General features: G+C 60.4%; 8 protein-coding genes. 3 read left to right on the top strand and 5 right to left on the bottom strand.

Translation table 11 applies throughout. The features are described 5' to 3' along the window. Positions 1-323 (bottom strand): isochorismatase family protein (locus ACRESD_RS11630; protein WP_431751031.1); only part of this gene is annotated, 323 nt, incomplete at its 3' end. A gap of 110 nt (positions 324-433) precedes the next feature. On the opposite strand from ACRESD_RS11630, the gene ACRESD_RS11625 reads away from it, so the two are divergent. Then, a complete protein-coding gene (locus ACRESD_RS11625; protein ID WP_431751030.1) occupies positions 434-940 on the top strand; it encodes a GNAT family N-acetyltransferase in 507 nt (168 codons plus the stop codon). Here ACRESD_RS11625 and ACRESD_RS11620 read toward each other — a convergent pair. The 3 genes from ACRESD_RS11620 to ACRESD_RS11610 all read right to left on the bottom strand — a co-directional run bounded on the left by ACRESD_RS11620 (position 937) and on the right by ACRESD_RS11610 (position 3,165). Continuing rightward, positions 937-2,238 carry an NAD(P)/FAD-dependent oxidoreductase gene (locus ACRESD_RS11620; RefSeq protein ID WP_431751032.1) on the bottom strand — a complete coding sequence of 434 codons (1,302 nt, stop codon included), beginning with the start codon at positions 2,236-2,238 and terminating at the stop codon, positions 937-939. The genes ACRESD_RS11625 and ACRESD_RS11620 overlap by 4 nt on opposite strands. Positions 2,239-2,299: 61 nt before the next feature. Beyond that, a complete protein-coding gene (locus tag ACRESD_RS11615; protein WP_431751029.1) occupies positions 2,300-2,455 on the bottom strand; it encodes a hypothetical protein in 156 nt (51 codons plus the stop codon). 77 nt (positions 2,456-2,532) lie between these two features. Further along, positions 2,533-3,165 (bottom strand): TetR family transcriptional regulator, encoded by a 633-nt coding sequence (locus ACRESD_RS11610; RefSeq protein WP_431751028.1) that lies wholly within the window; start codon positions 3,163-3,165, stop codon positions 2,533-2,535. Between the two features lie 112 nt (positions 3,166-3,277). On the opposite strand from ACRESD_RS11610, the gene ACRESD_RS11605 reads away from it, so the two are divergent. Next, positions 3,278-3,931, top strand: a complete 654-nt coding sequence (locus ACRESD_RS11605; protein WP_431751027.1) for an O-methyltransferase — start codon at positions 3,278-3,280, stop codon at positions 3,929-3,931. Positions 3,932-3,937: 6 nt separating this feature from the next. Here the strand turns inward: ACRESD_RS11605 and ACRESD_RS11600 are convergent, their stop codons facing one another. Beyond that, a complete protein-coding gene (locus ACRESD_RS11600) occupies positions 3,938-4,558 on the bottom strand; it encodes a LysE family translocator (protein WP_431751026.1) in 621 nt (206 codons plus the stop codon). Between the two features lie 133 nt (positions 4,559-4,691). Here ACRESD_RS11600 and ACRESD_RS11595 point away from each other — a divergent pair. Next, positions 4,692-5,417: OsmC family protein (locus ACRESD_RS11595; RefSeq protein WP_431751025.1), on the top strand; the 726-nt coding region annotated here is incomplete at its 3' end.

Below are 5,417 nucleotides of genomic sequence, written 5' to 3'. Positions count from 1 at the left end.
ATTGAGCGCATGTGCAACCAACGCTCCAGGCCGGTGGCGGTGAATGCATCCGGAACGTTTTTTTCCACCACATGTTCGTGCTTGAGCGGTGCCAGTGCTGCCTGGAACTCACAGCCCGGCTGGCCCGGCCAGAATACCGAGCCCGGCGTGCGGGACATATGCCGGACATGCACGATAGGGCGTTGGGACTGCCGCCACGCGCCGAGCAGGTGTTGAATGTGCAACTCGGCGTCAGGATTATTGCGTCGACCCAGCTTGGGGTCATTCATGCCCTGTTGCATGTCGATGATCACCAATGCCGCGTTTGTCGCTAACGGTTCCATGGCATGTCCTTTCGCTGGAGAGGAGCGAAACATAGCAGCGATTGCATGAACTCAAACAGGAAATTCTTCGAAGGCTTTACACTGCTGTCGCCCATCAGAGATAAGAACCTATGCCTGCCCATATTCGCCTCGCGCATTCAGATGACGCGCTCTTTTTGCCCCGTGTCGAGCTGTCTGCTGCCCAGGTATTCCGATCAATTGACGGATTGGGTTGGCTGGCGGACACCGCCACCATGACGGTCGAGCGGCACCAACAGTTGATCGCATTGTCGACCTGTTGGGTGGTTGTTGACGCCGACGACCAGCCCCAAGGTTTCCTCAGTGCAGAGCGCCAAGGCGATGCTCTGCATATCCATGAAGTGTCGGTGGCGCAATCCATCCAGGGGCAGGGCTGGGGACGCAAGCTGTTGGAAAACGCCATGGCCTACGCTCATGCAAATATGCTGTGCGCGGTAACGTTGACGACATTCAAGCATGTGCCGTGGAACGCACCTTTCTACACGCGGCTGGGGTTCAAGCCCGAAGTGGACTTGCGCCTGGCCGAGATTCTGGCCGATGAATACGCCCACGGATTTGAACCCGGCAGCCGCTGCGCCCTGTCGTGGAGCGCCCGTTAGCGCAGTTTCTCGAGCATCTGGTAGTACCACATGCCCACCGCCAGCATCGGGTTGCCGAACACATCACCCAGCGGCACTTTGATGTGTTTGCAGCCGGCGAAGGTGTCGAACTTCTCCAGGGTGCCGGTGAGGGCCTCAGCCATGATCTCACCCATGATGTGGCTGGTGGCGATGCCATGCCCGGAATAGCCCTGGCAGTACCAGACGTTATCCGACAGCTTGCCCAGCTGCGGCACGCGGTTCATCACGATGCCCATGGCGCAGCTCCACTGGAACTCGATGTCCACGCCCTTCAGTGCCGGGAACGTGCGTTCGATGCACGGACGCAGTTCGGCGGCGATGTCCCGTGAGTCGCGCCCGGAATAATTGGCGCCGCCGCCGAACAGCAATCGCCCGTCACCCGTCAGGCGGTAGTAATCGAGCACGAACCGGCAGTCGTATACCGCCAGGTCGTGGGGGTTGATCTGGCGTGCCAGCTCGCCCAAAGGCGCCGTGGTGACGATCCCACCCATGGCCGGGAAGATCTTGCCTTTGAGCTGCCGGGGTTCGAGCTTGTGGTACACGTCGCCGGCCAGCAACACCTGGCGGGCATCGATGCGCCCTTGGGCGGTGATCACGGCGGGGCGCTCGCCATGCACGATTTCCAGCACCTTGGAGTTCTCGAAAATCAACGCGCCCAGGCTGTGCGCAGCACGTGCTTCGCCCAGGCACAGATTCAGCGGGTGCAGGTGCAGGTTGCGTGTGTTTTTCAGGGCGCCCAGGTACAGCTCGCTGTCCAGATGTTGCCCAATGGCGGCCTGATCCAGCAGGCTGACTTGATCGCCCATGCCGCGCCGTTGGGCTTCGTCGTGAAAGGCGCGCAGTTCGGTCAGGTGCGAGGGCTTCATCGCCGCATGCAAGTGGCCGTGCTTGAGATCGCAGGCAATCGCGTACTTATGCACCCGTTGCTCGATGATTTCATGCCCACGCCAACGCAGGTGCCAGATGAAATCGTCCACCTCATCCCCGAGGCGCAGGCGCATTTGTTGGCGCATGGCCTCATCGCCCGACAGGCTGCCGGTGACTTGCCCGCCGTTGCGCCCACTGGCGCCCCAGCCGATACGGTTGGTCTCGACAATTGCCACCTTGAGGCCACGCTCGGCCAATTCCACGGCGCTGGCGACGCCGGTGAAGCCGCCGCCGATGATCACCACGTCCACGCTGATCTGGTCCTGCAAGGTGGGGTACTCGGTGGTGTCGTTGATACTGGCGGTGTAATACGAGGCGCTGCGTTGGGCAGTGCCAATGACAGGACGCATGGCTGCGGTCATGGTGGTGATCCTTCTGATGGATGAATGCCGGGGAGGCTGCTTCGACTGATCAGAAGAGGGCGTCGGGCGGGCGTGCATGGCGGCAATGCCACAGCGCCCAGAAGGCCAGGATGCGATTGAACAGCGGGTTTTCGCAGGAACGCGCCTGCACCTTCGCGAAGGAGGGGAGCAGGTGGCGACGGATCGAGCGCAAGGGCGAAATCATGGTCGTCGATGCTCCCATCGTGTGCGGGGGCGTTCAATCAGTGTTTGTGAACCTTCAGATAGGGCTTTGTTAAACAATCAGCGTTGATTGAGCGTGTTCACATAGGCGTGAAACATATCCGCCATGCCATCTGCGTAAGCCGTAATGTCTGCTGCCGTGCGTGGGCTGCAGGAGAAGTCCTTGCCCACCGAACTGAGGGTCGTAAGGATCAGATCACAGGCCAGGGCGCGGTGGCTCTCAGGCACTTCGGGCAGTAGTTCCAGCATGAAACCTTGAAAAGCCCGACGACCTGCCGCGCGCACTTCCAGGGCTTCAGGCGCATCCCGATACAGCGGCGCCGCGTCGCTCAGCGCCCCGCGCATCTGCGCTTCCTCGCATTCGGAGTGGATGAAGGCATGCACCAAGGTGCGCAAGCGCGTCAGCGGTGGCGTGTCGGTTTTGTCGAGGATGTCGCAGAGCATTTGCGTGGTTTGTTGCCACTCATCACTTTGCAGCCGAAACAGGATCGCCGCCTTGTTGGGAAAGTATTGATACACCGACCCCACACTCACACCGGCCTTTTCAGCCACGCGCGCGGTGGTGAAACGGGTGGCGCCTTCCTTGGCCAAAACCTGAATAGCCGCTTGCAGGATCGCCGCCACCAGTTCGGTGGAACGGGCCTGCTGGGGTTGCTTGCGCGAGGAAATCCGGGCGGTTTGGCGGGGTGTCATGAAGGGGCTCCGACGTCTGGGCCAATGCGAATAGCGAGGGTGATGAATCACTCGCATACTTTTAATGCGACGAATTAGTCGCATCCTAGCCCCAACCTGACGGAAAGCAACCATGACGACCCTTACCACCGCGCCATTGGCGCCACTGATCGAACGCCTCTACACACAAGCCAATGCCGCCACCAGCCCGATCATCGACAGCGTCTCCCCTGAAGAGCGTGAGCGCCTGATGCACAGCAAAACCGAATACCTGGCGCTCTACACGATGCTCAAGGACCTGTGGTTGCCGGTTTCCCGCGACACCGGCAACCTGCTCTACATGCTCGCCCGAAGCAGCCAGGCGAGGGCCATCGTCGAGTTTGGCACGTCGTTCGGTCTGTCCACGCTGTTCCTGGCGGCTGCGCTGCGTGACAACGGTGGTGGCGTGCTGATCGGCAGCGAGTTCGAAGCGTCGAAGATCGCCCTGGCACGGGAGCATTTCATCGAAGGCGGTGTGAGTGACTTGATCGAGATCCGTGAAGGCGATGCACTGGTGACTCTGGGCACCGGCCTGCCGGAAACGGTCGACTTGCTACTGCTCGATGGCGCCAAGTCGCTGTATGGCGATGTGCTGGGCCGGGTGGAGAAACACCTGCGGCCCGGCGCCTTGGTGGTGGCCGACAATACCGACTATTGCCCGGAATACCTGGCCCATGTGCGCTCGCCGGCTAACGGTTATTTGTCGGTGCCCTTTGCCGATGACATCGAGTTGTCGATCCGCCTGTGATAACGCTCAGCGCTTGCTGAATGCCAGTCGCGCGGCAAACAACACAAAGATCATCCCAGTGGTGCGGTCCATCCACTGGATGACTTTTTCCCGGCGCAGGAACCCGGACAATGGTTGCGTCGCGCCAATCAACACCAGCGACCACACGAATCCGAGTACCACATGGATGCTCACCAGGCCAAAGGTCCAGGCGATCAACGAATGGCCTTGGGGGATGAACTGCGGCAGGAACGACACGTAGAAAATCCCTACCTTGGGGTTCAGCGCATTGCCCAGCATGCCCTTGAGAAACCAGTTACCGCTGGCCGCGCCGTCGGCCTGGGCGGGTGCCAATGAACGGCGCGGGCGCAGCAACATGTTCACGCCCAACCACGCCAGATAGGCGGCGCCGCAGTACTTGAGCAGGTTAAAGGCCACTTCCGACACTGCAATCAACGCGCCCAGCCCGAACGCCACGGCCGCGCCCCACAACAGGCAGCCGGCATTGATGCCCAGGGTGGCGTGCAGCGCCTGGCGTTTACCTTCCACCGTGGCGTTGCGTAGCACCAGCGCGGTATCGAGCCCGGGCGTGAGCGTCAACACCGTGGCGGCGAAGGTGAAGGCGAGCAGGTTATCGGCGATGGACATGGGCGGATGCCTTCTACAGTGGGTGCAGGGACGTTAACCGATCGGCAGGCAATTGGGAAAACCCTGAGACTTCCCGGCGAAAATCCTCATAATAGCGGCCATTTTGTTTAGCCCGTTATTCTGGTGTGCCCGCATGGAAATTAAGGTCAACTTTCTCGACAACCTTCGGCTTGAAGCCAAGTTCGATGACTTCACGGTGATTGCCGACCAGCCGATCCGCTACAAAGGCGACGGCTCGGCACCGGGACCGTTCGATTACTTCCTGGCTTCGTCGGCGTTGTGCGCGGCGTACTTTGTGAAGCTGTACTGCCAGACGCGCAATATTCCCACCGAGAATATTCGCCTGTCGCAGAACAACATCGTCGACCCGGAAAACCGCTACAACCAGATCTTCAAGATCCAGGTCGAGTTGCCAACGGATATCTCCGATAAAGACCGCCAGGGCATCCTGCGCTCCATCGACCGCTGCACCGTGAAGAAAGTGGTGCAGGCCGGCCCTGAGTTCGTCATCGAAGAAGTGGAAAACCTCGACGCCGATGCGCAAGCGTTGCTGATGCCCAGTTCCACGTCCGAGGCCGGTACTTACATCGCGGGCAAAGACCTGCCGCTGGAACAGACCATCGCCAACATGTCCGGCATCCTGGCCGGCCTGGGCATGAAGATTGAAATCGCGTCGTGGCGCAATATTGTGCCTAACGTGTGGTCGTTGCATATCCGCGATGCGCATTCGCCGATGTGTTTCACCAACGGCAAGGGCGCGACCAAAGAGGGCGCCCTGGCGTCGGCATTGGGCGAGTTCATCGAGCGGCTCAACTGCAATTTCTTCTACAACGATCAGTTCTGGGGTGAGGAACTGGCC

The sequence above is a fragment of the Pseudomonas sp. genome (genome assembly GCF_050739995.1).
Classification (GTDB): domain Bacteria; phylum Pseudomonadota; class Gammaproteobacteria; order Pseudomonadales; family Pseudomonadaceae; genus Aquipseudomonas.
Note: the sequence above shows the minus strand (reverse complement) of the source record. Positions and strands in the feature narration are given on the sequence as shown.

Coding starts and splice junctions, on each gene's coding strand:
- ACRESD_RS11625 (WP_431751030.1), top strand. CDS start 434: ATGCCTGCCCATATTCGCCTCGCGCATTCAGATGACGCGCTCTTTTTG.
- ACRESD_RS11620 (WP_431751032.1), bottom strand. CDS start 2,238: ATGCGTCCTGTCATTGGCACTGCCCAACGCAGCGCCTCGTATTACACC.
- ACRESD_RS11615 (WP_431751029.1), bottom strand. CDS start 2,455: ATGATTTCGCCCTTGCGCTCGATCCGTCGCCACCTGCTCCCCTCCTTC.
- ACRESD_RS11610 (WP_431751028.1), bottom strand. CDS start 3,165: ATGACACCCCGCCAAACCGCCCGGATTTCCTCGCGCAAGCAACCCCAG.
- ACRESD_RS11605 (WP_431751027.1), top strand. CDS start 3,278: ATGACGACCCTTACCACCGCGCCATTGGCGCCACTGATCGAACGCCTC.
- ACRESD_RS11600 (WP_431751026.1), bottom strand. CDS start 4,558: ATGTCCATCGCCGATAACCTGCTCGCCTTCACCTTCGCCGCCACGGTG.